The 26,054-nt window shown below is 60.1% G+C and carries 24 protein-coding genes; 12 read left to right on the forward strand and 12 right to left on the reverse strand.

The window, feature by feature from the left end; all coding sequences use genetic code 11:
- Positions 1-30: 30 nt before the first annotated feature.
- Positions 31-855 (forward strand): SDR family oxidoreductase, encoded by an 825-nt coding sequence (locus PMI01S_RS06150; RefSeq protein WP_084318451.1) that lies wholly within the window; start codon positions 31-33, stop codon positions 853-855.
- A gap of 120 nt (positions 856-975) precedes the next feature.
- On the opposite strand, the gene gbcB is transcribed toward PMI01S_RS06150, so the two are convergent.
- Entirely contained in the window at positions 976-2,076 is a 1,101-nt protein-coding gene (gbcB, locus tag PMI01S_RS06155) for a glycine betaine monooxygenase reductase subunit (protein ID WP_084318452.1), read from the reverse strand.
- A 281-nt stretch (positions 2,077-2,357) separates the two neighbouring features.
- Here gbcB and gbca point away from each other — a divergent pair, with 281 nt between their 5' ends.
- Positions 2,358-3,653 carry a glycine betaine monooxygenase oxygenase subunit gene (gene gbca, locus PMI01S_RS06165; RefSeq protein WP_031319164.1) on the forward strand — a complete coding sequence of 432 codons (1,296 nt, stop codon included), beginning with the start codon at positions 2,358-2,360 and terminating at the stop codon, positions 3,651-3,653.
- 818 nt (positions 3,654-4,471) lie between these two features.
- Here the strand turns inward: gbca and PMI01S_RS06170 are convergent.
- The 8 genes from PMI01S_RS06170 to PMI01S_RS06205 form a co-directional block, all read right to left on the reverse strand.
- Entirely contained in the window at positions 4,472-5,632 is a 1,161-nt protein-coding gene (locus PMI01S_RS06170) for a retropepsin-like aspartic protease (protein WP_084318453.1), read from the reverse strand.
- 79 nt (positions 5,633-5,711) lie between these two features.
- On the reverse strand, positions 5,712-6,278 hold the full coding sequence (locus PMI01S_RS06175; RefSeq protein WP_084318454.1) for a GNAT family N-acetyltransferase: 567 nt from the start codon (positions 6,276-6,278) through the stop codon (positions 5,712-5,714).
- 123 nt (positions 6,279-6,401) lie between these two features.
- The gene (gene etfB, locus PMI01S_RS06180; RefSeq protein ID WP_084318455.1) at positions 6,402-7,172 is read right to left on the reverse strand and encodes an electron transfer flavoprotein subunit beta; all 771 of its coding nucleotides are present in this window, start codon (positions 7,170-7,172) and stop codon (positions 6,402-6,404) included.
- 15 nt (positions 7,173-7,187) lie between these two features.
- On the reverse strand, positions 7,188-8,408 hold the full coding sequence (gene etfA, locus PMI01S_RS06185) for an electron transfer flavoprotein subunit alpha (RefSeq protein ID WP_084318456.1): 1,221 nt from the start codon (positions 8,406-8,408) through the stop codon (positions 7,188-7,190).
- Entirely contained in the window at positions 8,408-10,357 is a 1,950-nt protein-coding gene (gene dgcB, locus PMI01S_RS06190; RefSeq protein WP_084318457.1) for a dimethylglycine demethylation protein DgcB, read from the reverse strand. Before dgcB ends, etfA begins: the two co-directional genes overlap by 1 nt.
- A 137-nt stretch (positions 10,358-10,494) precedes the next feature.
- Positions 10,495-12,555 (reverse strand): dimethylglycine demethylation protein DgcA, encoded by a 2,061-nt coding sequence (gene dgcA / locus PMI01S_RS06195; RefSeq protein ID WP_084318458.1) that lies wholly within the window; start codon positions 12,553-12,555, stop codon positions 10,495-10,497.
- A gap of 15 nt (positions 12,556-12,570) precedes the next feature.
- Positions 12,571-13,101 (reverse strand): DUF5943 domain-containing protein, encoded by a 531-nt coding sequence (locus PMI01S_RS06200; RefSeq protein ID WP_007947752.1) that lies wholly within the window; start codon positions 13,099-13,101, stop codon positions 12,571-12,573.
- A 78-nt stretch (positions 13,102-13,179) separates the two neighbouring features.
- Positions 13,180-14,157 (reverse strand): dipeptidase, encoded by a 978-nt coding sequence (locus tag PMI01S_RS06205; RefSeq protein ID WP_008033250.1) that lies wholly within the window; start codon positions 14,155-14,157, stop codon positions 13,180-13,182.
- A 234-nt stretch (positions 14,158-14,391) separates the two neighbouring features.
- Between PMI01S_RS06205 and PMI01S_RS06215 the strand changes: the two genes are divergently transcribed.
- The 4 genes from PMI01S_RS06215 to PMI01S_RS06230 all read left to right on the forward strand — a co-directional run bounded on the left by PMI01S_RS06215 (position 14,392) and on the right by PMI01S_RS06230 (position 16,018).
- A complete protein-coding gene (locus PMI01S_RS06215) occupies positions 14,392-14,793 on the forward strand; it encodes a lysozyme inhibitor LprI family protein (RefSeq protein ID WP_084318460.1) in 402 nt (133 codons plus the stop codon).
- Between the two features lie 214 nt (positions 14,794-15,007).
- Positions 15,008-15,262, forward strand: a complete 255-nt coding sequence (locus tag PMI01S_RS06220) for a type II toxin-antitoxin system RelE family toxin (RefSeq protein WP_084318461.1) — start codon at positions 15,008-15,010, stop codon at positions 15,260-15,262.
- Entirely contained in the window at positions 15,246-15,569 is a 324-nt protein-coding gene (locus PMI01S_RS06225) for a helix-turn-helix domain-containing protein (RefSeq protein WP_084318462.1), read from the forward strand. The genes PMI01S_RS06220 and PMI01S_RS06225 overlap by 17 nt, the downstream gene beginning before the upstream one ends.
- 32 nt (positions 15,570-15,601) lie before the next feature.
- Positions 15,602-16,018 carry a DUF3010 family protein gene (locus PMI01S_RS06230; RefSeq protein ID WP_084318463.1) on the forward strand — a complete coding sequence of 139 codons (417 nt, stop codon included), beginning with the start codon at positions 15,602-15,604 and terminating at the stop codon, positions 16,016-16,018.
- A 107-nt stretch (positions 16,019-16,125) separates the two neighbouring features.
- Here the strand turns inward: PMI01S_RS06230 and PMI01S_RS06235 are convergent, their stop codons facing one another.
- Entirely contained in the window at positions 16,126-17,073 is a 948-nt protein-coding gene (locus PMI01S_RS06235; RefSeq protein ID WP_084318464.1) for a GlxA family transcriptional regulator, read from the reverse strand.
- A gap of 210 nt (positions 17,074-17,283) precedes the next feature.
- Between PMI01S_RS06235 and PMI01S_RS06240 the strand changes: the two genes are divergently transcribed.
- From PMI01S_RS06240 to PMI01S_RS06270, 6 genes are all read left to right on the forward strand, one after another.
- A complete protein-coding gene (locus tag PMI01S_RS06240) occupies positions 17,284-18,228 on the forward strand; it encodes a choline ABC transporter substrate-binding protein (RefSeq protein ID WP_084318465.1) in 945 nt (314 codons plus the stop codon).
- Between the two features lie 75 nt (positions 18,229-18,303).
- Positions 18,304-19,191, forward strand: a complete 888-nt coding sequence (gene cdhC / locus PMI01S_RS06245) for a 3-dehydrocarnitine:acetyl-CoA trimethylamine transferase CdhC (protein ID WP_017341199.1) — start codon at positions 18,304-18,306, stop codon at positions 19,189-19,191.
- A 138-nt stretch (positions 19,192-19,329) separates the two neighbouring features.
- Positions 19,330-20,295: an L-carnitine dehydrogenase gene (locus tag PMI01S_RS06250; RefSeq protein WP_084318466.1), complete on the forward strand. Its 966-nt coding sequence runs from the start codon at positions 19,330-19,332 to the stop codon at positions 20,293-20,295.
- 126 nt (positions 20,296-20,421) lie between these two features.
- Positions 20,422-20,898 carry a thioesterase family protein gene (locus tag PMI01S_RS06255; RefSeq protein WP_084318467.1) on the forward strand — a complete coding sequence of 159 codons (477 nt, stop codon included), beginning with the start codon at positions 20,422-20,424 and terminating at the stop codon, positions 20,896-20,898.
- A 13-nt stretch (positions 20,899-20,911) separates the two neighbouring features.
- The gene (locus tag PMI01S_RS06260; protein ID WP_084318468.1) at positions 20,912-22,075 is read left to right on the forward strand and encodes a gamma-butyrobetaine dioxygenase; all 1,164 of its coding nucleotides are present in this window, start codon (positions 20,912-20,914) and stop codon (positions 22,073-22,075) included.
- Between the two features lie 400 nt (positions 22,076-22,475).
- Positions 22,476-22,739 carry a hypothetical protein gene (locus PMI01S_RS06270; RefSeq protein ID WP_084318470.1) on the forward strand — a complete coding sequence of 88 codons (264 nt, stop codon included), beginning with the start codon at positions 22,476-22,478 and terminating at the stop codon, positions 22,737-22,739.
- A gap of 94 nt (positions 22,740-22,833) precedes the next feature.
- On the opposite strand, the gene gbdR is transcribed toward PMI01S_RS06270, so the two are convergent.
- Both gbdR and PMI01S_RS06280 read right to left on the reverse strand, forming a co-directional pair.
- Entirely contained in the window at positions 22,834-23,937 is a 1,104-nt protein-coding gene (gene gbdR / locus PMI01S_RS06275; protein WP_017341204.1) for a choline metabolism transcriptional regulator GbdR, read from the reverse strand.
- Between the two features lie 538 nt (positions 23,938-24,475).
- Positions 24,476-25,852, reverse strand: coding sequence for an L-serine ammonia-lyase (locus tag PMI01S_RS06280; protein WP_084318471.1), 1,377 nt, complete (start codon positions 25,850-25,852; stop codon positions 24,476-24,478).
- Positions 25,853-26,054 lie beyond the last annotated feature (202 nt).

Below are 26,054 nucleotides of genomic sequence, written 5' to 3' on the forward strand. Positions count from 1 at the left end.
GCTCACATAACAATAATCAGGAGCGCACGCATGTCATTACAAGGCAAAACCCTGTTCATTACTGGCGCCAGTCGCGGGATTGGCCGTGAGATCGCACTGCGGGCTGCGCGGGATGGGGCCAACATTGTGATTGCGGCCAAAAGTGCCGAACCGCATCCGAAGCTGCCGGGCACGATTTTCAGCGTCGCGAAGGAAGTCGAAGCGGCGGGAGGCAAGGCACTGGCCTTGCAGGTGGATGTGCGCGATGAAGTAGCGGTGCGTGAAGCCTTGGCCCGGGCCAACGAACATTTCGGCGGTATTGATGCGCTGATCAACAACGCCGGCGCAATCAAGCTGACCGGCGTTCAGCACATCGAACTCAAGCGCTTTGACCTGATGCACCAGATCAACACCCGCGCCGTGTTGCTGTGCAGTCAGGCCGCCCTGCCCTATTTGAAGAAGAGCAGCGGCCATATCCTCAATCTGTCACCGCCACTCAACCTGGCCACCAAATGGTTCGCCCAATACAGCCCGTACACCGTAACCAAATACGGCATGAGCATGCTCACGCTGGGCATGAGCGAGGAATTCAGGAATTACGGCATCAGCGTCAACTCGCTGTGGCCGCAAACCATGATCGCCACCGCCGCCATCGAGTTTCAGCTGGGTTCTCGCGAGTCCTTCAAACATGCGCGCACGCCGGCGATCATGGCGGACGCCGCCCATGTGATTCTGGACAGCGGCGGTCGCAGCATTACCGGGCGGTTGCTGATTGATGAGGAGATTCTGCGGGAAAACGGGGTGACGGATTTTGAAGGGTATCGGTTTGAGCCGGGCTCCACCGACAACCTGATGCCAGACCTGTTTGTCGACTGAAATACCACCCCTGTGGGAGCGGGCTTGCTCGCGAAAGCGCCGGATCAGTCAACATCAGTGTTGACTGTCAGTACGCCTTCGCGAGCAAGCCCGCTCCCACATTTGGTTTTGCGGTGTGCGTTAAAACTCGATGCGCACATCACCCTTCGGCACGCTGCAGCACGAAAGAATGTATCCCTCGGCTTCGTCTTCCTCGGTGATCCCGCCGTTGTGGTCCATCTCGACCTCGCCTCCCAGCTTCATCACCTTGCACGTCCCGCAGATCCCCATCCCGCAGGCCTTTGGAATCAACAGACCCAGCTTGGCAGCAGCGGCGTGGACCGTTTCCCCCGGTGCAACGCGAATGCTCTTGCCGGACGCGGTGAATTCCACCTGGTGCAGATCCGCCACGTCGATGTCCGGTGCATCTGCGGCAATTTCGGCTTGCTCCACCGCATCGGCACGGGCTTCCGGTGGCGTGGCACCGAAGGACTCCTCGTGATACCGCTTCATGTCGAAACCGACGGCTTCGAGCATGCGTTTCACCGCGTTCATGTACGGCGTCGGCCCGCAGCAGAACACTTCGCGCTCCATGAAGTCCGGTGCCATCAGTTCAAGCATCTTGTGGTTCAGGTAACCGCGATAACCGGCCCACGGCTCGCCCAGACCATGCTTCTCGCAGATCAGGTGCAGGCTGAAGTTGTCGATTCGCGACGCCATGTGTTCCAGCTCGCGGTGATAAATGATGTCTTTGGGCGAACGGGCGCTGTGGATAAACACCATGTCGACGTTGCCGTTGGTGTCGTAGAACCAGCGCGCCATGGACATGACAGGTGTGATGCCGACGCCGCCGCTGAGGTACAGGACCTTGGGCGCGGGAAAATCCATGGCGTTGAACAGCCCGACCGGCCCGTGCACTGCCAGTTCCTGGCCCTCATGCAGGGTGTCGTGCAGCCAGTTGGAGACCTTGCCGCCCGGCACGCGCTTGATCGTTACCGAAAAGCTGTACGGCACCGACGGCGAGCTGGAAATGGTATAGGAGCGCATGATCGGCACGCCTTCGATTTCCAGCTCCAGGGTGACGAACTGCCCGGGCTTGAAGAAGAACAGGATCGGCTGGTCAGCCATAAAACAGAAGGTGCGCACATCCCAGGTTTCCTGGATGACTTTGACGCAACGGACGATGTGTCGGCCATTGGCCCAGGTCTGGGTGGTTACCGGATTCAGGAAGCTGTTGGACATGCTGTTCTCCACCGCCGATGGTCGGCCTTATGTTGGCGATTCTGCGTATAGCGCAGAACACCCATTTACCTATCTGCGACATTCACATACTTATCGCGACCAGCCCGCATATACCGGGGGTTGCGCGTCGGGAACAGATTGGGCCATGTCGCCCATGGATAAGGTTCTGGCCAGCGCCGGCCCCACACTCGCTCCATACCAAGACACAACCTTTACACCTTGCGTAGCAAACCTGATCAGCCACTTTCGCGGCCACGCAGATGGCCTTGAGGAAACACACGATGGACGTCACCACTACCCTGAGCCTGGGCGATCCACTGGAACCCGCACGCAAGGCCACCGCGCAGATGCTGCAAGAGCGCGAACGTACTTTCTCGCTGCCGCAGCCGTTTTACTCTGACGAGCGGCTGTTTGATATCGACATGCAGGAGATCTTCCAGAAAGAGTGGTTGATCGCCGGCATGACCTGCGAAATCCCGACCAAGGGCAACTACCTGACCCTGCAGGTCGGCAAGAACCCGATCATCGTGATTCGCGGTGCCGAGGGCGTGGTGCATGCGTTCCACAACGTCTGCCGCCACCGCGGTTCGCGGCTGTGCACCAGTGAAAAAGGCAAGGTTGCCAAGCTGGTCTGCCACTACCACCAGTGGACATACGAACTGGACGGTCGCCTGCTGTTCGCCGGCACTGAAATGGGCGCCGACTTCGACATGAAGCAGTACGGCCTCAAGCCGGTGAACGTGAAGACTGCCGGTGGCTACATCTTCATCAGCCTGTCGGAGAACCCGCCGGCCATTGATGACTTCCTGTCGACGCTCAACCATTACATGGAACCGTACGACATGGAAAACACCAAGGTGGCGGTGCAAACCACCTTGATGGAAAAGGCCAACTGGAAGCTGGTGCTGGAAAACAACCGCGAGTGCTACCACTGCAACGCGTCGCACCCGGAATTGCTGAAAACCCTGCTGGAATGGGACGACGTCACCGACCCGCGCGCCGATCAGGCGTTCAAGGATCACGTCGCAGCCTCCGCCGCTGCCTGGGAAGCCGAGAAGATCCCTTACGCCCACGCCAGTTTCGGCCTGCGTAACCGCATCGTGCGCATGCCGCTGCTCAAGGGCACCGTGTCGATGACCATGGACGGCAAACAGGGCTGCGCCAAACTCATGGGCCGCATCAAGAACCCGGACCTGGGCTCGATGCGCATCCTGCACCTGCCGCACTCGTGGAACCACTGCATGGGTGACCACATCATTGTGTTCACCGTATGGCCGATCAGCGCGCAGGAAACCATGGTCACCACCAAGTGGATCGTGCACAAGGACGCGGTCGAAGGCGTGGACTACGACGTGGAGCGCATGCGCCAGGTCTGGGATGCCACCAACGATCAGGACCGTCGCCTGGCCGAAGAGAACCAGCGCGGGATCAACTCCACTGCTTATCAGCCAGGGCCTTATTCCAAGACCTATGAGTTTGGTGTGGTGAACTTTGTGGACTGGTACAGCGAGCGTCTGTTGAACAACCTTGGTGCTGAGCCTGCGCCGTACCTCAAAGGGGTTCCGGTTCAAGGCTAAGAGCAAAAGCTTCGCGAGCAAGTCGAATCGTCGCACCGCCGCTCCCACATTGGATCTACGTTGTGCACAAATCTTGTGGTCAACACGGTCAAGTGTGGGAGCGGCGGTGCGACGATTCGACTTGCTCGCGAAGGCACCCTAATGGTCACCGCCTTTCTTTCTCCATACCCTCCCCTCCATAGATCTGTACGAAATATGATCTATTCCGTTCAGCGCTATGCCGTTCGTGGCGTCCAGCCTTCAGCAAACAAGTTATCCACACCTCCACCCACAGCTAATGGGGACAAGTGTGTGACGACCCATAATTTTCTCCACAGAAACCGAAGAAAATCCGTGACTTATGCAGAAGCAGGGTTTTGAGCGGCGATTGGCTGTTTTTTGACCTGACGCCTGAAAGCCACGAAACACGTGGCCTGCGGAGGATGGCGAACACCTTATCCACAGAAGCGCCAACAGACTTTGGGGGCAACTTTGGCGAATCTGTGGAAAACCGCCGGAAGCCGCGATAAATCGGGGTTTGCGAGAGGTTTATCAGCGTAAAACTGTGATTTGGTTGTTTTTTAATCATCCACCTGAAAGCCCCGTTTTATAAGGCCTGCAGCCGACAGCGAACATCTTATCCACAGAAGCGCCAACAGAGATTGGGGGCAAGTATTGTTGCCCGCCTAAACTTATCCTCGGGAAAAAGCCCGTAAAAACCGTAAGTTAGGCTGGTTGTTTTTTGTACGAAGGCTTGCAGGGCTTGAATACCGTGGCGTGCAGCGAGGGGTGAACATGTTATCCACAGAAACGCTAACAGGGATTGTGGGTAACCGTCATCAAACCCTGTTGAAACATGACAGCCCCGAGGCGATATCCAGATTCAGCTCATAGTCATTGAACGCCCCCCAGCCGAGCAGGATCGAAGGCACGTACTGCCCGAGCAGCATGGACGGCGGAATTGTGTAGTCCGGGTAGTATTTGTAGGTGATCGACCGGATGCGTCCGGCCAGGCTCAACTCGCCCCTGTAGGTCCGGTGACTCGGCGTGACGTTGTCCGGTGAATGGCCGGGCGAGGACGAGGTCAGGTAATCCACATTGCCTGTGTCGATAATCGCCAGCGTTGCCCGACGATCCAGCCGCGCGGCAATGGTCAGTCGTTGATTGAAGTCCATGCGCGCGTAGGTGATGGGCGAATCACATCGCGTGGGCGGTGCCGCGTTAATCTCCAGGGTCTTTTTCGTGACCTTCAAACGCCCTGACTTACCGATCAGATCAAGCCCCAACAAGTTATCCCGGTCACTGACAAACACCAGGACATTCCTGAATTCGCGTGCACCTATCTTCAGGGACTCCAGGATTCCCAGTTGGGCTGCCAGGTCTCGCTCACCGTAGAACGTGCTGTAGCCGTAATGGGAGTCGGTCAATAACCTGATGCCCATCAACTTCGCAGTTTCAGTGTTGACCCGTGTTTGAGGGGCTCCCGTATCAAGAATGAAGCGCGCCGAAACCCCATTGGCCGCTTTGACGTCGATGTAGGGCAACACTTCGTCGGTCGATTGGCCGTCACTGGGGTAAGGATGGATCGGCAGTACTTCGTGGTGCTTTGTTTGGGTCACCGAGAAATCGGCGACCTGACGCAAGGTCGCGAGCGATTCGCTGCCGAACATGGAAAACAACGGTTTGAGCTCAGGGTCATTCGCGATGGCCCCGGCGTGACGGCGCTTGATCGCCAGGTAGTAATCGGGAAGCTGGTTGGCGGCCTTGTCCTCGAACATTCTGGCGAGAACGGACACTGAACACTTCAGGTTTTTTTCAGGATCGCGTACGTCGTCGCACTGCTGCTTCATCTGCGCCAGGGAAGCGCTGCGCCCCGGTTCAGACTCGATCCATGTATAGAAATCCGGCGCTTCCCTATCAGCCGTCGAATTCGTGGAGACACAGAGAAAAACCATCAGGGCACAGATCAGACATGGCACACGCCGATTGACCGCGCTCATGATCGACCCATGCCTGAAACCGCGTTGTTTGAATTAGCGCTGCTGCCAGTTCGGGCAGCTCATAGAGAAATGTAGTTCACTAGGGCCACTGCATGAGGTAGGCCTCACCGGTCACCCGAATCATCGGGTGAGGGGTGATCAGGCAGGTATCGACGATTCGAAAGCCATGGCGCTCGTAAAACCGACGGGCACCGGTGTTGACGGCGTAGTCGATCAGGCTCAACCCCTTGAGGCCCAACTGGCTGGCGCGCTCGTGAGCGTGCGCGAGGAACTGTTTGCCCAGGCCCTGATTTCGCCAGCCTTCGTGCAGCGCCAGGCTGGAGATGTAGAGCGTGTCGGGGATTTCCATGTCGGCATATGGCGCCAGCACCGGGTCGGTGGTGGGTTCGGCCAGGGGATCGTGACGCATTGTGTAGCTGTGCATCATGCCGACGACCTGCCCGTCTGCTTCGGCAATCAGGCAGTTCTGCCAGGAGAAATCCACATCGTCGCGGGCGTAACGACTGGCCCCCACTTCCAACAGATCCTGGCCCGGCTCTGCCAGTTGGCTCCAGATGTAATCCGAAGCCCCCTCTGACGAAATCTGGAACAGACGAGCAATCTCCCGCGCATCCGCGCGCTGGGCCGAACGAAATTTTACGGTCATGGTTTTCCCTTGTGGGAGCGGGCTTGCTCGCGAACGCGGTGTGTCAGGCAATTTTACTGTCGATTGAAACTCCGCGTTCGCGAGCAAGCCCGTTCCCACATTTTGATGTGTGGTGATTGTGAGTCAGCGAACCACGCCTTCTTCGATCAACAACTTGAGAATCGCCTCGGCACCCGCTTGTGCGGTCACGCCTTTGAGCACTTGTCCGCCGCCGCCACTGGCCTTTGCCGTCGCGGCTTTCATCCGGTCTGCGCCGCTTTTGGCTTTGATCACTTTCAAGCGTTTAGGCCGCGGTTTGGCAGGTTGCAATGTAGCGACCGCCAGCAGTTCATCGTCGATCACTTCGACTTCATCCGCCTGCAACACACCGCGCCGGGCCGGGCCGTAGGCGCTCTGCCGAGGCTTCGGCGCCGCGTTATCCACTGTCGCGAGAAACGGCAGCCGTACCTTCAAACGACGACGCTGGCCACGGGGCAAGGCTTGCAGCACCAGGGCCGAATTGCCGTCGATGGACTCGACCTGCGCCAGCCCGACCACCAGCGGCCAGCCGAGGCTTTCCGCCAGCAGAAACGGCAGCATGCCCGAGCCTTCACCGGTTTCAGCCTGGCTGCCGGTCAGCACGACTTGCGCACCCGCGTCGCGCAGATAGGCGGTCAACGCCGGCAATGCATCGGCGCCCTGCGGTTGTTCCAGCACATGCAGCTGTTCCAGGCCCATGCCCAGGTAAGCGCGCAACGCCGGTTCCGCGACGTCGCCGGCATGCAGCACTTGCAGGTTATCCCCAGCCAGTTGCAGACCCAGTTCCACGGCCCGCGCATCCTGCTCCGCGCGACGTGGCCGGCCGGAAGTCGGGTGGGCGCCGATGGACACCAGGCTGATGATTTTCGTGCTCATAACCCTTTCCTTCCCTTAAGCCGCATCGCGCTTGGCTTCGTTGCGGTAAGCCTCTACCGCCGCGATCAAGGCTTGAAGTATCTCGGCGCTCTCGCCGATCACCGATAGGTCGGCCCGTTTGATCATGTCGCAGCCAGGGTCGAGGTTGATCGCCACCACCTTGTCGCAGGCACCGATGCCTTGCAGGTGTTGGATCGCCCCGGAAATCCCCACCGCCACGTAAACGCGCGCGGTGACCCAGGTGCCGGACGCGCCGACCTGACGGTCGCGCGCCATGAAACCATCGTCCACTGCCACGCGTGACGCGCCTTCGGTGGCGCCGAGGGCTTGGGCGGTTCTGTGGAAAAGTCCCCAATCCTTGACCCCGTTGCCGCCGGAGAAGATGAACTCGGCTTCGGCCATCGGAATCGCCGCCGGGTCCACGGCCACAGCGCCCAGATCCTCGATCCGCGACAGGCTGCGGGCCACGGTTGTGGATAACTCCACCGGCAAGGCTTCGTGTCGGGTTTCGCTGACGGGTTCGGCACATTCGACGGCAGCCAGGATCAAGCGTGCAACCGGGCGCGCAAGGTCTTGCAAGCCAGCACCGGCGCGGCCGATGCATTCCTGATCCTTGACCTGCCAGACCCGCGTGGCCGGGCGTTCGCCCAGTGCAGCGGCAAAGCGTCGACCGAGTTCGCCGCCACCGCTGCGGCTGTCCGGCAGCAGCCAATGGCGCGGGCTGAACTGGTTATCCACAGCCCGCAGGCCCTGGACCCGTTGTTCCGGTGCATAACCGCTGAATTCCTCGCCTTCGAGTACCAACAAGCGATCGACGCCTGCGGTGGCGAAGGCGCTCTCCTTGTGTTCGCCGAAGACCACGGCCAATACCGCGCCATCTTTGCCGGCCAATTGATGCGCCAGTCCGAGCAAATCGCGGTCGTGGCTGCTCAAGCGGCCGCCGACCATGTCCGGCACCACGCTGATGTAAAACGCAGGTGCAGGCACTTGATGCAGCGGCAATTGCACTTCAACAGCGGCCGAGCGTTTGGTCGCCCCGCCCTGCTGAGCGCCACTGCGGTCGATCCGTTTAATGCCGTTCGGGCCGATGAAACCGATGCCATGGGGATTTTTGCGGATGACGCCATTCGGCCCCATCCAGCTGTGTTGCGCCGGTTGCATGGCCGCATGCAGCGGGTGCAGGCGGTTACGGGCAATCCATTCGGCGCGGGGGTCGCGGCGGATAATGTCGCTCATCAGTGGGCCTCCGCAGGTTCACGTTGGGCCGGTGTGGTCGGTTTGCTTGGGGCTGCGTCTTCAAGCAGCGCGTCCGCCACCAGCTCGGCGATGTCCTTGATCAGCGGACGCGGTTCGACCACGCCTTCGAGCATCGCGGTGCACTGTGGGCAGCCCACGGCCACCAGCTCGGCACCGGTTTCGCGGATGTCTTCCATGCGCATGTCGGGGATACGTTGCTTGCCCGGAATGTCGGTGATCGGCGCACCGCCACCACCGCCGCAGCAGCGCGAGCGGAAACCGGAGCGTTGCATTTCCTTGACCTCGATCCCCAGCGCACGCAGTACCTCACGCGGCGCCTCGTATTCGCCGTTGTAGCGACCGAGGTAGCACGGGTCGTGATAGGTCACGCTGTTGCCTTTGTGCTGGCCGAGATTGAGTGCGCCAGCGCTGATGATTTCCGCCATGTAGGTGCTGTGGTGCTGCACGACGTAGTTGCCGTCGAAGGCGCCGTACTCGTTTTTCAGCACGTGGAAGCTGTGCGGGTCGCAGGTGACGATGCGGTTGAAGCTGTACTTGGCCAGGGTCTGGATGTTGCGTTTGGCCAACAACTGGAAGGTGGCTTCGTCGCCCAGACGCCGGGCCACGTCACCGCTGTCGCGCTCTTCAAGACCTAGCACCGCGAAGTCGACCTTGGCCGCTTTCAGCACTTTGACGAAGGCGCGCAAGGTGCGCTGGTTGCGCATGTCGAAGGCACCGTCGCCGACCCAGAACAGCACGTCGACCGACTTCTTCTCGCTCATCAGATTGAGGTTCAAGTCCGCCGCCCAGTTCATCCGCCCGCCCGGCGCGAAACCGCCCGGGTTGTCGGTGGCGATCAGGTTTTCCAGAACTTCGGCACCCTTGTTCGGGGTCGCGCCTTTTTCCAGGGTCAGGTGGCGGCGCATGTCGACGATGGCATCGACGTGCTCGATCATCATCGGGCATTCCTCGACGCAGGCACGGCAAGTGGTGCAGGACCACAAGGTTTCAGCGTCCACCAGACCGTTGACGATCGGTTGATGCGGATTGCCGGCGTGTTCGCCGATCGCTTTGCCCGGATACGGGCTCCCGGCAAACTTGGCGTCGGTGCCACCGGCGAGGCCAACGACCATGTCTTGAATCAGCTTTTTCGGGTTCAGCGGCTGACCGGCGGCGAATGCCGGGCACGCGGCTTCGCACTTGCCGCACTGCACGCAGGCGTCAAAACCGAGCAGTTGGTTCCAGGTGAAATCCTTGGGCGTTTCCACGCCCAGCGGTGCGCTTGGATCGTTGAGGTCCAGCGGCTTCAAACCGGTGGAACGACCACCGCCAAAACGTTCGGCGCGGCGGTGCCAGGCCAGGTGCAGCGCACCGGCGAAGGCGTGCTTCATCGGCCCGCCCCAGGTCATGCCGAAGAACAATTCCGAGACGCCCCAGAGCACGCCGAGCCCGAGGATCACGACCAGGATCCAGCCACCGAAGTTTTCCGGCAGGATGCCTGCCACTGGCAGGGTCACCAGGAAGAACGACGCCGAAAATGCCAGCAAGCTTTTCGGCAAACGCATCCACGGGCCTTTGGACAAACGGGCCGGTGGGTTGCGCCGGCGCAGGTACACGAAGATCGCACCGACGAACATCACGGCCGTCATCAGCAACAGCGCGTAACCGAGGAAGCGGTTATGCAGGCCGAACCCGTGCACCAGAATCGCCAGCACAGCGGATGCCACCGCACCACCGGCCGTGGCGACGTGGGTGTTGGCGATGTATTTGTCCCGCGCGACGACGTGGTGCAAGTCGACCATGTAGCGCTTGGGCATGGCGAACAGGCCACCGATCAGGTCGACTTTCGAAGCCCGGCCCCGGCGCCACATAGCCACCCGCCGCAACGCGCCCAGAACCGCAAGGCCCAGGGCAACGAACAACAGGATTGGAAGAAGGGTGTTCAACATGGTGAAGCTCCCAAAGACCTCGGGGTTTTGCATGGGCCTTGTAGGAGCCGGCTTGCTGGCGATTCAAACGCCGCGGTGAATCAGGCAGTCCGCGTTATCGTTCATCGCCAGCAAGCCGGCTCCAACAGGAGATTGGCTTAGAAATCCTTGCACAACCGCAGCGCGTCGTAGATCGCCGCGTGGGTGTTGCGCTGTGCCACGCAGTCGCCGATGCGGAACAGCAAGTAGCCGTCGCCCGCCTGGCTCAACGAAGGTTGTGGCTTGATCGCGAACAGGGCTTCGATGTCCATCTGGCCTTTATTGCGCGAGCCTTCCTTCATGGCGTAGTAGATTTCTTCGTCCGGACGCACGCCGTTTTCGACGACGACCTGGTCCACCACCCGCTCCTCTTTGGCGCCGGTGTATTCGTTTTCCAGCACCGCCACCAGCTTGTCGCCTTCGCGGTAGACCTTCTCCAGCATCATGTCCCCGGTCATGATCACTTCTTTCGGGTACATGCTGCGGTAGTACGTCGGGAACGAGGTGCCGCCAATCGCTACGCCTGGCTTGATGTCGTCGGTGACGATCTCGACCTGGCAGCCCTTGTCGGCGAGGAAGTCGGCGGTCGACATCCCGGTGAACTCGCAAATGGTGTCGTAGACCAGCACGTTCTTGCCGGGTGCAACCTTGCCGTCGAGGATGTCCCAGCTGCTGACCACCAGGCCTTCAGCCGCGCCCCAATGTTCGTTCTGCTCCAGGAACGGGTGACCGCCAACGGCGAGCACCACCACGTCCGGACGCAGGTCGAGAATGGTTGCCGCATCGGCGGCCACGCCCAGGCGCAGGTCGACTTTCAGACGCGCCAGTTCCAGCTGGAACCAACGGGTGATCCCGGCAATCTGGTCCCGTTGCGGGGCTTTCGACGCGGTCGTGATCTGCCCGCCGATGAATTCTTTCTTCTCGAACAGGGTCACGTCGTGGCCACGTTCGGCGGATACACGAGCGGCTTCCATCCCGGCAGGGCCGGCACCGACCACCACGACTTTGCGTTTCGGCCCGGTGGATTTCTCGATGATGTGCGGCACCCCCATGTATTCACGGGAGGTCGCGGCGTTCTGGATGCACAACACGTCCAGACCTTGATACTGACGGTCGATGCAATAGTTGGCGCCGACGCATTGTTTGATCTGGTCGACCTGGCCCATCTTGATCTTGGCGATCAGGTGCGGGTCAGCGATGTGGGCGCGGGTCATGCCGACCATGTCCACGTAGCCGCCTTCCAGAATACGGGTCGCCTGGTTCGGGTCCTTGATGTTCTGCGCATGCAGAACCGGCGCCTTCACCACTTCCTTGATACCGGCGGCCAAATGCAGGAACGGCTCCGGTGGATAACTCATGTTCGGGATAACGTTGGCCAGGGTGTTGTGGGTGTCGCAACCCGAGCCGACCACGCCGATGAAGTCGATCATGCCGGTGTCGTCGTAGTACTTGGCGATCTGCTTCATGTCCTCGTGGGACAAGCCGTCCGGGTGGAACTCATCACCGCACAGACGGATGCCGACGCAGAAATCCGGGCCGACTTCAGCCCGCACAGCCTTGATCACTTCCAGGCCGAAACGCATGCGGTTCTCGAAGCTGCCGCCCCATTCGTCGGTACGCTTGTTGACCCGCGGGCTCCAGAACTGGTCGATCATGTGCTGGTGCACGGCGGACAGTTCGACGCCGTCGAGGCCACCGGCCTTGGCACGTGCCGCAGCGCTGGCGTAGTTGCCGATCACGCGCCAGATTTCTTCCGGCTCGATGGTTTTGCAGGTCGCGCGGTGCACCGGTTCACGGATGCCCGACGGCGACAGCAAGGTTGGCCAGTGCTCGCCGTCCCAGCGGGAACGACGGCCCATGTGAGTAATCTGGATCATGATCTTGGCGCCATGCTTGTGCATGGCATCAGCCAGGTTCTGGAAGTGCGGAATGATCCGGTCGTCGGCCAGGTTGACCGACTTCCACCAGCCTTGCGGGCTGTCGATGGCCACACTGGAAGAACCGCCACAAATCGCCAGGCCGATCCCGCCCTTGGCTTTCTCTTCGTAATACTTGACGTACCGGTCGGTGGTCATGCCGCCGTCGGTCGCGTAGACCTCGGCGTGCGCGGTGCTGAGCACGCGGTTGCGGATGGTCAGTTTGCCGATCTGGATCGGCTGGAACATTGCTTCGAAAGCCATGGCGGGGTCCTCGACTTACAACGGCTTGACGGTGAACAAACCGTCGTCGTGGCCTTCTTCGGAGCCACCGTAGACTTGCTCGGCAACCGTACGAATCTTGCTGCCGCGGGCCTGCAGGATCTGGTCCATGGCACCGGCAAACCAGCCAGTGAACATGTAGTCGACCTTGCGCCCGACCTTGCCGTAGACGTAGACGAACGCCGAGTGTTCGAGCTTGACGCTGGCGGTGCCTTTGTCGAGGTCGATGTCCTGGATCTTGAACAGGCCCCAGCCGCGTTGCGACAGGCGTTTCATGTAGTGCTCGAACACCGCGACGCCTTCCAGGCCGTGGCATTCAGCTTCTTTTTCACACCAGTGCCAGGCGGATTTGTAGCCAGCCTTGTAAAGGATTTCGGCGTAGGCTTCGGCGCCCAGCACTTCCTCGATACCCATGTGGTTGTTGACGAAGAAGTGACGCGGTACGTACAGCATCGGCAGGGCGTCGGAGGTCCAGACACCGGTTTCGCTGTCGACTTCGATTGGCAATTGCGGGGCGATCTTGGCCATGGAAACTTAACTCCAGAAAAATTTTGCTGTTGCCCCCGGCACGCAAGGCCAGGGGAAAGGATTCAGAGGTGCGGCGGCTTACTCGCCCCAGACGTCCTTGAGGACGTTGACCCAGTTCTCGCCCATGATCTTGCGGACCACGCGCTCGGAATGGCCGCGCTTGAGCAGGGTTTCGGTCAGGTTCGGGAACTCGCCGACGGTGCGGATGCCCAGCGGGTTGATGATCTTGCCGAAGCTGGTCAGACGGCGGGCATAGCCCTTGTCATGCGTCAGGTATTCGAAGAAGTCCTGGCCATGGCCCTGGGTGAAGTCGGTGCCGATGCCGATGGCGTCTTCGCCGACGATGTTCATGGTGTATTCGATGGCTTCGGCGTAGTCGTCGATGGTCGAGTCGATGCCCTTGGCCAGGAACGGCGCGAACATGGTCACGCCGACGAAACCGCCGTGATCGGCGATGAACTTCAGTTCTTCATCGGATTTGTTGCGCGGGTGAATTTTCAGACCCGACGGCAGGCAGTGGGAGTAGCAGACCGGCTTCTTGGATTCGAGGATGACTTCTTCGGACGTTTTCGAACCGACGTGGGACAGGTCGCACATGACGCCAACGCGGTTCATCTCGGCAACGATTTCACGACCGAAGCCCGACAGACCGCCATCGCGCTCATAGCAACCGGTACCGACCAGGTTCTGGGTGTTGTAGCACATCTGCACGATACCGACGCCGAGCTGCTTGAACACCTCGACATAGCCGATCTGGTCTTCAAACGCGTGCGCATTCTGGAAGCCGAAGAGGATGCCGGTCTTGCCCTGCTCCTTGGCTTTACGGATGTCGGCCGTGGTGCGCACCGGAATCACCAGGTCGCTGTTCTCGCGAATCAGCTTCTGGCTGGCGGCGATGTTGTTGACGGTGGCCTGAAAGCCCTCCCACACCGACACGGTGCAGTTGGCCGCGGTCAGACCGCCCTTGCGCATGTCTTCAAACAGCTCGCGGTTCCACTTGGCAATAATCAGCCCGTCGATAACGATGCTGTCGGCGTGCAATTCGGCTGGGCTCATCAGGCTGTCCCCTATTAGCGATTCATGCGCCGAATCGTGTGCCGGCGCTTTGGGGCCAGCATATGCCTGAGGACCGGTGCAGCCGGGTGCAAAAACGACAGAGGGTTTGCCGAAAGCGTCAATCCGCGACAAAGGGTCGTCGTTGAACGTCACAGGCCACCTGTTCAAGGGCTTACGCATGGGCCAGAATTCGCGGCATTACGGAATTTGGGCCAAAAAAAGGGCTGAGACGCAATGAAATCGATCTTACTGGCAATGGCACTGATAGCGACCGGCGTACAGGCGGCTGAAGAGTCCGACACCAACCCCTGCGACGCGGTCGAAAACGACGTCCAGACCCTGGAATGCTCGATCTACAGCCGAACCACCGCCGAAGACCTGCTCAAGGACAACTACCAAAGCCTGACCGAGCGCATGCAAACGCTCTACGGCAAGAGCCCGACGCAACTGGCCGACATCACCGCCAAAATCAAGGCAGCCCAGCAACAATGGCTGAAAACCCGGGACGCGGATTGCGCGGTTGAAGCGTTTCCGGCGACCAGTGGCAGCAAGGCGTTTACGATTGCGCAGAATGACTGCGTAGCGCGAATGAGTGATGAGCGGTCGGAATTTTTGGAGTCGATTGGGCAGGAGTGACCCCGAACTTCCGTCGGAAAGCTGGCAACTTCGCCAGCTTTCGGCCCTCAAGAAATGCTGTTTCCTACAAACCTCGCTGACCAAGCCTACAGCGCTCCCAACACCTCGCAACAGACCCTGACAGTGGGGCAATATCCCGACATGCTTCGTTAATTGGCCAAGAGAGAAATATAAGTAACGATTGGAAAATCTTATAAAAGACTTATATTCTCTAATGAACAGCATTCACTGGACTCGAAAGGCCGTTAAGCAGCTTCTGAAATTGCATTCCGCTCACCAGATCCAGGTCCGTGATGCCGTCGCGGTGCGGACTGACATGCCTGACATCGTCAATGTCAAAGCACTGGTCGGTCATGACTACGCCTATCGACTTCCAGTGGGTAATTATCGAGTCATGTTCGACTGGGATGGCGCAATCAAAGTGGTCAGTATTCAAGAGGTCAAAAAACGCGATGAACGCACCTGCTGACGTTCAAATCATCAACGACGCGGAGGGCAACCCTGCTTTCGTGGTCATTCCCTACGCGCAATATGTGGCGCAGAAGATTGAACCCGATCTGATTCCCCACGAAGTCGTCAGCCGTATCGTCGATGGCGCAACACCGATTCGCGCCTGGCGCGAACACCTGAACCTTACCCAGGATGAAGTAGCCAAACGCATGGGTATTTCCCAGCCGGCCTTCGCCCAGCAAGAGACGGTTGCAAAACCGCGCAAAGCCACCCGCGAGAAAATTGCCGCGGCGTTTGGCATCACGGCCAGTCAACTTGAGCTGTAGGCTGCACACAACCATTTGTGAAAGGGATCGACATGAAATTCTGCGGCATCGAAATCAAAGGCAGCGAAGCGATCATCGCCGTGGCGTCCCTCGACGATCAGGTGCTGAGCCACGTCGCGCTCAATACCAAGAAAATCGCCCTCGACGATGACGACGAGGCCGCCAACGTCAAGGTGTTTGCCGCTCAGGTCGCGTCGTTTGTCCGTGAGAACTCCATCGACCGGATCGCGATCAAGAAACGCAGTAAGAAAGGCGAATTCGCGGGTGGCCCGACGACGTTCAAGATCGAGGGTATTTTTCAGTTGCTGGAGAGTTGCGAGGTGACGTTGCTGTCGCCGCAGACGATCAATGCACAGAACAAGAAGTTTGATTTTGAGCTGCCGGGGACACTGAACAAGTATCAGCATGAGGCATTCAAAGCGGCCTGTTCTGCCCTAATGAAAAAGTAAACGCCCCGCCCCCTGCAGGAGCCGGCTTGCTGGCGATGGGGCCCTAAAAATCTACGCAGATCTTGAGACCGCTATCGCCAGCAAGCCGGCTCCTGCAAGGGCCCGCGTCAGGCCTTCTGTGTTTGTCGCCGGTCCTCGCGCGGACACCGCTCAAACCGCGCCCGATAACTGCGGGTGAAATACGACGGCGACTCAAACCCGCACGCAATGCTCACTTCCAGCACGCTCATGTCCGTCTGCCGCAACAACTGCCGTGCCTTTTCCAGCCTTAGCCGCAGGTAGAAATTGCTCGGCGTGTCGTTCAAATGCAGCCTGAACAAACGTTCCAGCTGCCGCCGCGTCACTTTGATCGATTCCGCAAGCTCCAGCGTGGTCAGCGGCGGTTCGCTGTGCTGTTCCATCTCGCCGATCACATGCACGAGCTTCTTGTTGCTGATGCCGTACCGCGTGGCGACTTCCATGCGCTGGTGGTCTTTGCGCGGGCGGATGCGGCCGAGTACGAATTGTTCACTGACCTGGATTGCCAGTTCCGGGCCGTGGGCCTGAGCGATGAGGTCGAGCATCAGGTCGATGGACGCCGTGCCGCCGGCGGAGGTGATGCGCCGACGATCGATCTCGAACAGTTCCTGGGTGACGCTGAGCTGTGGATAAGATTCCTTGAAGGCGTCGATGGCTTCCCAGTGCAGGGTCAGGCGATGGCCGTCGAGCAGGCCGGCTTCGGCGAGGACGAAGCTGCCAGTGTCGATGGCGCCAAGGGTCACGCCTTCGTTATCGAGCCGGCGCAGCCAGTGTTCCAGCGCCGGGGTGGCGAATTTCAGCGGCTCGAAACCCGCGACCACCAATAACGTCGCGCCTTTCTTCAGCGGCTCCAGTGCCGCGTCGGCATTGACCGACATGCCGTTACTGGCCAGCACCGCCCCGCCGTCCGCGCTCAGTACATGCCAGCGATACAGCTCGCCGCGAAAACGATTGGCGACCCGCAACGGCTCGATGGCCGAGATAAAACCGATGGCCGAAAAACCCGGCATCAACATGAAGTAGAAATCCTGGGACATGGAGCGCACTCGATTCGCGGGTAACGAGAGGGAGGGGAGCGTGTGCTGTTGATACGCCACTTGCACGCGGCATTCAAGAGGTCAGGTCGCTGCAGTGCAAGAGCTGGTCGCCGCAGTGCGTTTTAACGGGGGCGTTGGTGCGTAACTTGGTCATCACCGGCGCACGAAGATGCCGGGCCCCACAATAACGAACTGCCGAGGAAACCTGAGATGAAACGACTGATCAGCAGCTGTGTTCTTGCACTCAGCGGTACCGCTTTCCTGAGCGCCAGTGTCATGGCGGCCGAACCTGCTTCATGCCAGAACGTGCGCATGGGCGTCGTGAACTGGACCGATGTAATCGCCACCAGCGCCATGACCCAGGTCCTGCTCGACGGCCTCGGCTACAACACCAAACAAACCAGCGCGTCCCAGCAAATCATTTTCGCCGGGATCCGCGACCAGCGCCTGGACCTGTTCCTGGGCTACTGGAACCCGCTGATGACCCAGACCATCACGCCGTTCGTCGACGCCAATCAGGTCAAGGTCCTTGAAGCGCCAAGCCTGAAAGACGCTCGCGCCACCCTCGCCGTACCGACCTACCTTGCCGACAAGGGCCTTAAAACCTTTGCCGACATCGCCAAGTTCGAGAAAGAACTGGGCGGCAAGATTTACGGTATCGAGCCTGGCTCGGGCGCCAACACCCAGATCAAGGCGATGATCGCCAAGAACCAGTTTGGCCTCGGCAAGTTCCAGTTGGTCGAGTCCAGCGAGGCCGGCATGCTCGCGGCAGTGGATCGCGCCGTACGCCGCAAGGAAGCCGTGGTGTTCTTCGGCTGGGCTCCGCACCCGATGAACGTCAACGTGCAGATGACTTACCTCACCGGCAGCGACGACGCGCTGGGCCCGAATGAAGGGATGGCCACGGTCTGGACCGTCACCGCGCCGAACTACGCACAGCAGTGCCCGAACATCGGCAAATTGCTCAGTAACCTGACCTACACCGCCGAAGACGAGAGCCGGATGATGCAGCCGCTGCTGGATCACAAGGACGCGCTCGAATCGGCCAAACAATGGCTGAAAGATCACCCGCAAGACAAACAGCGCTGGCTCGAAGGTGTAACCACTTTCGATGGCAAACCGGCCGCTGAGAATTTGAAACTGACCAGCAAATAAACCCCGATTGAACCACCGACTCGCAGCCCTACGGGGCTGCGAACGGAATCATCACGCCTGCAAGGAACCCGCCTCATGAACCACGACGTCATCATCACCTGCGCACTTACCGGTGCTGGCGACACGACCAGCAAAAGCCCACACGTGCCGGTCACCCCGAAACAGATCGCCGCTGCCGCAGTAGAAGCAGCAAAAGCAGGCGCCACGGTCGTCCACTGCCACGTGCGCAACCCGGAAACCGGCAAGTTCAGCCGTGACGTGGCGCTGTACCGCGAAGTGATGGAGCGCATCCGCGAGGCCGACGTCGACATCATCGTCAACCTCACCGCCGGCATGGGCGGCGACCTGGAAATCGGCGCCGGCGAGAACCCGATGGAGTTCGGCCCGAACACCGACCTGGTCGGCCCGCTGACCCGACTGGCGCACGTAGAAGAACTGCTGCCGGAAATCTGCACCCTCGATTGCGGCACCCTGAACTTCGGCGACGGCGACACCATTTACGTGTCCACCCCGGCGCAGCTGCGTGCTGGCGCCAAACGCATTCAAGAGCTGGGCGTGAAGGCCGAGCTGGAAATCTTCGACACCGGTCACCTGTGGTTCGCCAAACAGTTGATCAAGGAAGGCCTGCTAGACGACCCGCTGTTCCAGCTGTGCCTGGGCATCCCTTGGGGTGCGCCGGCTGATACCACCACCATGAAAGCCATGGTCGACAACCTGCCCGCCAACGCCGTGTGGGCTGGTTTCGGCATCGGTCGCATGCAGATGCCGATGGCGGCACAAGCGGTGCTGCTCGGCGGCAACGTGCGGGTCGGCCTGGAAGACAACATCTGGCTGGACAAGGGTGTGCTGGCAACCAACGGCCAACTGGTCGAGCGTGCCTCGGAAATCCTCAGCCGCCTCGGCGCCCGGGTTCTGACACCGGCCGAAGGCCGGGCAAAAATGGGCCTGACCAAGCGCGGCTGAGCCAGACACATAACCCTGTAGGAGCCGGCTTGCTGGCGATGACGCAGGTACATCCTTCACATTTTTGTGGCAGGAGCGCCGCCATCGCCAGCAAGCCGGCGCCTACAGAGGATCACCGAATTCTTTCAGGAAGTTGCCATGACTTTTATTACCGAAATCAAAACCTTCGCCGCCCTGGGCAGCGGTGTCATCGGCAGCGGCTGGGTCTCCCGCGCCCTCGCCCACGGTCTCGATGTGGTGGCCTGGGACCCGGCGCCCGGCGCCGAAGCCGCCCTGCGCAAACGTGTCGCCAATGCTTGGGGTGCGCTGGAGAAGCAAGGCCTGGCACCCGGCGCTTCGCAGGATCGCCTGCGCTTTGTCGCGACCATTGAAGAGTGCGTTCGCGATGCCGATTTCATTCAGGAAAGTGCCCCGGAACGCCTCGATCTGAAACTGGAACTGCACAGCAAAATCAGCGCAGCGGCCAAGCCTGATGCACTGATCGGCTCCAGCACTTCGGGCCTGTTGCCGAGCGAGTTCTACGAGAGCTCGACCCACCCCGAACGCTGCGTGGTTGGCCACCCGTTCAACCCGGTTTATCTGTTGCCGCTGGTGGAAGTGGTTGGCGGAAAAAATACCGCACCGGAAGCCGTTCAAGCGGCCATGAAAGTCTACGAATCCTTGGGCATGCGTCCGCTGCATGTGCGCAAGGAAGTGCCAGGCTTTATCGCCGACCGTTTGCTCGAAGCACTGTGGCGCGAGGCGTTGCACCTGGTGAACGACGGTGTGGCGACGACCGGTGAAATCGACGATGCGATCCGTTTTGGCGCGGGTCTGCGCTGGTCGTTCATGGGCACCTTTTTGACTTACACCCTGGCCGGTGGCGATGCCGGCATGCGGCACTTCATGGCTCAGTTCGGTCCGGCGCTGCAATTGCCGTGGACCTATCTGCCGGCACCGGAGCTGACCGACAAATTGATTGATGATGTGGTGGATGGCACCAGCGACCAGCTGGGCAAACACAGCATTTCGGCGCTGGAGCGCTATCGTGATGATTGCCTGCTGGCGGTGCTGGAAGCGGTGAAAAACACCAAAGAGAAGCATGGGATGGCGTTCGCCGACTAACCACCGCTCCCTGTAGGAGCCGGCTTGCTGGCGATGAGGTCAACGCGGTTTGACAGGAACACCGCGCCGCCGCCATCGCCAGCAAGCCGGCTCCTACAGGTTCTCATTACTTCAGGAACTGATCGCATGCCCGCGCTTACGACTTACAGCACCACCATCATCCCCGACTGGGTCGACTACAACGGCCACCTGCGCGACGCGTTTTACCTGCTGATTTTCAGCTACGCCACCGATGCACTGATGGACCGTCTGGGCATGGACAGCAACAACCGCGAAGCCAGCGGCAACTCGTTGTTCACCCTCGAACTGCACCTCAACTACCTGCACGAAGTGAAGCTCGACGCCGACGTTGAAGTGCACACCCAGATCATTGCTCACGACAGCAAACGCCTGCACCTCTATCACAGCCTGCATCTGGTCGGCGATGACAAGGAACTGGCGGGCAACGAACAAATGCTGCTGCACGTCGACCTCGCCGGGCCGCGATCTGCGCCGTTCAGCGAAGCAACGCTGGGCAAGCTGCAAGCCATCGTTGCCGAACAGACCGACCTGCCTGCCCCCGACTACATTGGCCGAGTGATCGCTCTACCCGCAAAAAAATAACAAGGAGATCGCCATGAACACCGCCGCTGCGTTTGCCGACTTTCGTACTTATCCGTTGATCAGCGCGCTGAGTGGCGTGCAGGCCTTGGCGGATCGCATTCTCGTGACATGGGCGGATACCCGTGTCAGCCCCTTTCATCATCAATGGCTGCGGGACAACTGCCCGTGCCCGCAATGTGTCTACACCGTAACCCGTGAGCAGGTGCTGGAAATCGTCGATGTGGCTGAGAACCTGATACCCGCACAGACGAGTGTCGACGCCGAAGGCTGCCTCTGCGTCCAGTGGCAGGACGGCCACCTCAGCCGTTTTGATCCGGGCTGGCTGCGGGCTCATGCCTATGACGACGACTCCCGCGCCGAACGCCGGGCCGGCAAGCCCAAATCCACGCTTTGGAGAAGCGATTTGCCGCTGCCGGTGTTTGACTATCAGGCGTTGATGAATGACAACGACGCCTTGCTGCAGTGGCTGCTGGCCGTGCGTGATATCGGCCTCACCCAGGTCCGCGGCGTGCCCACCGAGCCCGGTTCGCTGAAGCTGATTGCCCAGCGGATTTCCTTCATCCGCGAGAGCAATTTCGGCGTGCTGTTCAACGTGCAATCCAAGGCCGATGCCGACAGCAATGCCTACACCGCTTTCAACCTGCCGTTGCACAGCGATCTGCCGACCCGAGAGCTGCAACCGGGCCTGCAATTCCTGCATTGCCTGGTCAATGACGCGGACGGCGGCGAGAGTATTTTTGTCGACGGTTTCGCGATTGCCCAAGCGTTGCGCGAGGAAGATCCCGAGTCGTTCAAAGCCTTGTGTGAAATCCCCGTGGAATTTCGCAACAAGGACCGTCACAGCGACTATCGCTGCCTCGCACCGATCATTGCGCTGGATGCGTTGGGGCAGGTGTCGGAAATCCGCATGGCGAACTTTCTGCGCGGGCCGTTCGATGCGTCGGTGGAGCAGATGCCCAGGTTATATCGTGCGTATCGCCGGTTTATCGCCATGACCCGCGAGGCGCGATTCCGGGTGATGACGCGGCTTAATCCGGGTGAGATGTGGTGCTTTGATAACCGCCGCACGCTCCATGCGCGCAATGCGTTCGATCCCGCCACGGGCGCCCGGCATTTCCAGGGATGCTATGTCGACCGGGATGAGCTGTTGTCACGGATTCTCGTGTTGCAACGCTAGACCGCGTCATCGTTCATCGCGAGCAAGTCGAATCGTCGCACCGCCGCTCCCACATTCGACCGAGTTCCCTCAGAAGGAATGCGATTGAATGTGGGAGCGGCTTGCTCGCGATGGCGTCAGCCCAAACACCACATCCCTGCCTGACTCACAGGCAAAAAAAGCCCCGATCAAGCCGTGACAGGATCGGGGCAGAAGGTACTGTTGAGGAGCCGTTGCGCGAGGGTGACCAAACCTTCGTGAAGCCAGCTGAATCCAGTGTGCCCACTCTCCCCTCTCGCAAGTTAGCCGAAAACGACCTGTTCATAGGTATTGCGGCCATTGCGACAAATCGTCCTTGCCGACGCCAACGGCCCCTACGAGAATCGAACCACGACACCGTTCCCTGAAGAAGGATTGCGTCATGATGCACGCCGATTTGATTGACCAGGAAGACCTGTTGGGCCAGCTGAAATCGTTGGGGTTTCAAGTACCGAACGGCTCCACCGCCGAGCAGGCATGCGAGTGCGCGGTGCGGGGCTTGAACGATGAAAAGGCGATGACGCTGCGGACCATGGTCAAGCAGATGTACACCAGCAGCGCGACCATCCTGCCGGCCGTGCGCCAGGCCATTGATAAGCAATTGTTGCCGGCATTGGCGGAGTACCAGCAAAGCCGTAGCGCCTGATAAAAGATCAAAAGATCGCAGCCTTCGGCAGTTCCTACAACGATCTTTGTAGGAGCTGCCGAAGGCTGCGATCTTTTTCTAAAGGAGCCTCGGCTTAGAGCCTTACGCTGGCGAACGTCGATTCGTTGCGCGCCTGACTCAACGCCGACAACGGCCCGGACAACGGCGACAGCACCAATGCTTGCGGCAGCGGCATCATCGCCACTTGCTGCGTGGTGTTGGACCCCACGCGTTCGTCACGCGGCGGAATGCCGAAGTATTCGCGGTAGCACTTGGAGAAGTGCGGCGTGGACACAAAGCCGCACACCGATGCCACTTCGATGATCGACATCGGCGTTTGCTTGAGCAGCTGCCGGGCGCGGATCAGGCGCAGTTTCAGGTAGTAACGCGACGGCGAGCAGTGCAGGTATTTCTGGAACAACCGCTCGAGCTGGCGACGGGACACGGCGACGTACACCGCCAGTTCGTCGAGGTCGATCGGCTCTTCGAGGTTGGCTTCCATCAGCGCGACGATTTCCTGCAGCTTCGGCTGGTTGGTGCCGAGCATGTGCTTGAGCGGCACGCGCTGGTGATCCTGTTCATTACGGATGCGCTCGTAGACGAACATTTCCGAGATCGCGGCCGACAGTTCACGACCGTGATCGCGGCTGATCAGGTGCAGCATCATGTCCAGCGGCGCCGTGCCGCCTGAACTGGTGAAACGGTTACGGTCGAGGGTGAACAACCGTGTGCTCATCGCCACACGCGGAAATGCTTCCTGCATAGCGGCCAGGCATTCCCAGTGCACGCTGCAATCGAAACCGTCCAGCAGGCCGGCGCAGGCCAGGGCCCAGCTGCCGGTGCAGACGGCACCGAGGCGCTTGGATTGACGCGCCTGGCTTTGCAGCCATGAGACGTGTTCGCGAGTAACAGTGCGCTGAATGCCGATACCGCCGCAGACAATGATGGTGTCCATGGACGGTGCTTTGTGCATGGAGGCGTCGGGGGTGATCTGCAGACCGTCACTGGCCCAGACCTGACCGCCGTCGACGGTGAGCGTGGTCCAGCGATACAGCTCGCGGCCGGACAATTGGTTGGCCATACGCAGGGGTTCTACGGCGGAGGCCAGAGAAATCAGCGTGAAATTGTCCAGCAGCAGAAAGCCGATGGATTGAGGCGCACGGTTCTGGGGTTGAGCCCCTGAGTTGAACGTCGTCATCGCGGTATCTCCTCACACAAAGCGGGTGATGGCCTCAGGCGGAGGCTCTTGTTATTGCCATCGTTCTCGCATGGGAGACGGGCTTTGTAATGACAGAGCAATTGCCATGCCTAAAATTGAATGCGCGTTCAATAACTCCTGAAAACGACGTCGCAGCGTGTCTATATAAGCCGCGTCGCGAGTAGGGGTTATCAGTGGCAGGAAGGGCTGCAAGCGCTCTGCTCCGTTGCGTGTGAGCAAATCGGTAGCACTTGTGGGAACAGGCTTGCGACGCCTCAGGACAGAGTGTCACCGCAAGCACAGGGGACGGACGGTCAGGGCCGATTTGGATCCCAGAGTTGATACAAGTGGCTTATCTGTAAGCGACGCGCCAAAACGTGGCGCGTTCCAATTTCTGTGTTCACTTAGCGCGCAGTTTTGACTGGTCTGGTGGTTTTTTGAAGGAGCCGGCTTGCTGGCGATCGGACCGACGCGGTTTTCAGAGTGACCGCGTTATCGTTCATCGCCAGCAAGCCGGCTCCTACAGAGATGGGTCAGCTCAACACTCCACCGCACTCACCGCCAACCCACCCCGCGAAGTCTCTTTATATTTGTCATGCATATCCGCCCCGGTATCACGCATGGTCCGGATCACCCGATCCAGCGAGATAAAGTGCTGCCCATCACCGCGCAATGCCATCTGCGCCGCGTTGATCGCCTTCACCGCGGCAATCGCGTTGCGCTCGATGCACGGCACTTGAACCAGTCCGCCGACCGGATCGCAGGTCAGGCCGAGGTTGTGCTCCAGGCCGATTTCCGCCGCGTTACATAATTGCTCCGGCGTGGCGCCGAGGATCTCCGCCAACCCCGCCGCCGCCATGGCGCAAGCCGAGCCGACTTCGCCCTGGCAACCGACTTCCGCACCGGAAATGGAGGCGTTCTTCTTGCACAGAATCCCCACCGCTGCGGCACTGAGGAAATAGTCGACCACGTAGGCGTCGGTCACCGCCTCGCTGAATTTCATGAAGTAGTGCAACACCGCCGGAATGATCCCCGCAGCGCCGTTAGTCGGCGCCGTGACCATGCGCCCGCCGGCGGCGTTTTCTTCGTTGACCGCCAGGGCGAACAGGTTGACCCATTCCATCGCGCTCAGCGTCGAGCCGATCACGTTGGGCTTGTTCAACTCCTGCAGGCTACGGTGCAATTTGGCCGCGCGACGGCGCACGTTCAGGCCGCCGGGCAGGATGCCTTCGTGCTTGAGGCCTTGCTCGACGCAATCCTGCATCGCCCGCCAGAGTTTCATCAGCCCGGCGCGGATTTCTTCTTCGCTGCGCCAGACCTTCTCGTTGGCCATCATCAGTTCGGCGACGCGCAGGTTGTGCTGCTTGCAGAGGCTGAGCAGTTCGACGGCGCTGGAGAAATCGTACGGCAACACCGTGCGATCCAGATCCACCACACCGCTGGAAGCTTGTGCTTCATCGACGACAAATCCACCGCCGATGGAATAGTAGGTGTCGCGATGCAGCTCGCCGTCATCGCCTTCGGCGATCAGGGTCATGGCGTTGGGGTGGAACGGCAGGTTTTCGTCGATCAGGCGCATGTCCCGGGCCCAGATGAACGGCACCGATAAACGCCCATCAAGCAGCAGCGTGTGGGTTTCGCGCAGGGTTTCAATGCGGATGCCGATTTGCGACGGATCGATCGCGTCCGGCCACTCCCCCATCAGTCCCATGATCACCGCGTTGTCGCTGCCGTGACCGATGCCGGTGGCCGACAATGAACCGTAGAGCTGAACTTCGACACGCCGCACTTGTTCCAAAAGACCCTGCTCACGCAAACCTTGCACGAACAGCGCCGCGGCGCGCATCGGCCCCACGGTGTGCGAACTGGAAGGGCCGATGCCGATTTTGAACAGGTCGAAAACGCTGATAGCCATTACTGCCGAACTCCTGGATGTGCCAACTCCAGGCGCAGAAGCGCCCGGTGACGGAGCTGCTACGCTCAAGCTGCAATCCGCCGAGATGGCCGCATCATCAGGCTTTTGCGGTGTCGTTCGACGTCTCACACCGACGTACTCATGCTCACCAACGCCGTGTGCGTTTTACGCCATGTTTTCGCCATTTTTTTGCGATGCAGAG

The organism is Pseudomonas migulae NBRC 103157 (assembly GCF_002091715.1).
Classification (GTDB): domain Bacteria; phylum Pseudomonadota; class Gammaproteobacteria; order Pseudomonadales; family Pseudomonadaceae; genus Aquipseudomonas; species Aquipseudomonas migulae_A.

Excerpts from the sequence above, each read along its gene's own strand:
- cdhC (WP_017341199.1), top strand. The coding sequence starts at position 18,304 with ATGAACCACGACGTCATCATCACCTGCGCACTTACCGGTGCTGGCGAC.
- dgcB (WP_084318457.1), bottom strand. The coding sequence starts at position 10,357 with ATGTTGAACACCCTTCTTCCAATCCTGTTGTTCGTTGCCCTGGGCCTT.
- etfB (WP_084318455.1), bottom strand. The coding sequence starts at position 7,172 with ATGAGCACGAAAATCATCAGCCTGGTGTCCATCGGCGCCCACCCGACT.
- gbdR (WP_017341204.1), bottom strand. The coding sequence starts at position 23,937 with ATGACGACGTTCAACTCAGGGGCTCAACCCCAGAACCGTGCGCCTCAA.
- PMI01S_RS06170 (WP_084318453.1), bottom strand. The coding sequence starts at position 5,632 with ATGAGCGCGGTCAATCGGCGTGTGCCATGTCTGATCTGTGCCCTGATG.
- etfA (WP_084318456.1), bottom strand. The coding sequence starts at position 8,408 with ATGAGCGACATTATCCGCCGCGACCCCCGCGCCGAATGGATTGCCCGT.
- PMI01S_RS06175 (WP_084318454.1), bottom strand. The coding sequence starts at position 6,278 with ATGACCGTAAAATTTCGTTCGGCCCAGCGCGCGGATGCGCGGGAGATT.
- gbca (WP_031319164.1), top strand. The coding sequence starts at position 2,358 with ATGGACGTCACCACTACCCTGAGCCTGGGCGATCCACTGGAACCCGCA.
- PMI01S_RS06200 (WP_007947752.1), bottom strand. The coding sequence starts at position 13,101 with ATGGCCAAGATCGCCCCGCAATTGCCAATCGAAGTCGACAGCGAAACC.
- PMI01S_RS06220 (WP_084318461.1), top strand. The coding sequence starts at position 15,008 with ATGAACAGCATTCACTGGACTCGAAAGGCCGTTAAGCAGCTTCTGAAA.
- PMI01S_RS06260 (WP_084318468.1), top strand. The coding sequence starts at position 20,912 with ATGAACACCGCCGCTGCGTTTGCCGACTTTCGTACTTATCCGTTGATC.
- PMI01S_RS06230 (WP_084318463.1), top strand. The coding sequence starts at position 15,602 with ATGAAATTCTGCGGCATCGAAATCAAAGGCAGCGAAGCGATCATCGCC.
- PMI01S_RS06225 (WP_084318462.1), top strand. The coding sequence starts at position 15,246 with ATGAACGCACCTGCTGACGTTCAAATCATCAACGACGCGGAGGGCAAC.
- PMI01S_RS06255 (WP_084318467.1), top strand. The coding sequence starts at position 20,422 with ATGCCCGCGCTTACGACTTACAGCACCACCATCATCCCCGACTGGGTC.
- gbcB (WP_084318452.1), bottom strand. The coding sequence starts at position 2,076 with ATGTCCAACAGCTTCCTGAATCCGGTAACCACCCAGACCTGGGCCAAT.
- PMI01S_RS06205 (WP_008033250.1), bottom strand. The coding sequence starts at position 14,157 with ATGAGCCCAGCCGAATTGCACGCCGACAGCATCGTTATCGACGGGCTG.
- PMI01S_RS06250 (WP_084318466.1), top strand. The coding sequence starts at position 19,330 with ATGACTTTTATTACCGAAATCAAAACCTTCGCCGCCCTGGGCAGCGGT.
- PMI01S_RS06280 (WP_084318471.1), bottom strand. The coding sequence starts at position 25,852 with ATGGCTATCAGCGTTTTCGACCTGTTCAAAATCGGCATCGGCCCTTCC.
- dgcA (WP_084318458.1), bottom strand. The coding sequence starts at position 12,555 with ATGGCTTTCGAAGCAATGTTCCAGCCGATCCAGATCGGCAAACTGACC.
- PMI01S_RS06240 (WP_084318465.1), top strand. The coding sequence starts at position 17,284 with ATGAAACGACTGATCAGCAGCTGTGTTCTTGCACTCAGCGGTACCGCT.
- PMI01S_RS06235 (WP_084318464.1), bottom strand. The coding sequence starts at position 17,073 with ATGTCCCAGGATTTCTACTTCATGTTGATGCCGGGTTTTTCGGCCATC.
- PMI01S_RS06215 (WP_084318460.1), top strand. The coding sequence starts at position 14,392 with ATGAAATCGATCTTACTGGCAATGGCACTGATAGCGACCGGCGTACAG.
- PMI01S_RS06150 (WP_084318451.1), top strand. The coding sequence starts at position 31 with ATGTCATTACAAGGCAAAACCCTGTTCATTACTGGCGCCAGTCGCGGG.
- PMI01S_RS06270 (WP_084318470.1), top strand. The coding sequence starts at position 22,476 with ATGATGCACGCCGATTTGATTGACCAGGAAGACCTGTTGGGCCAGCTG.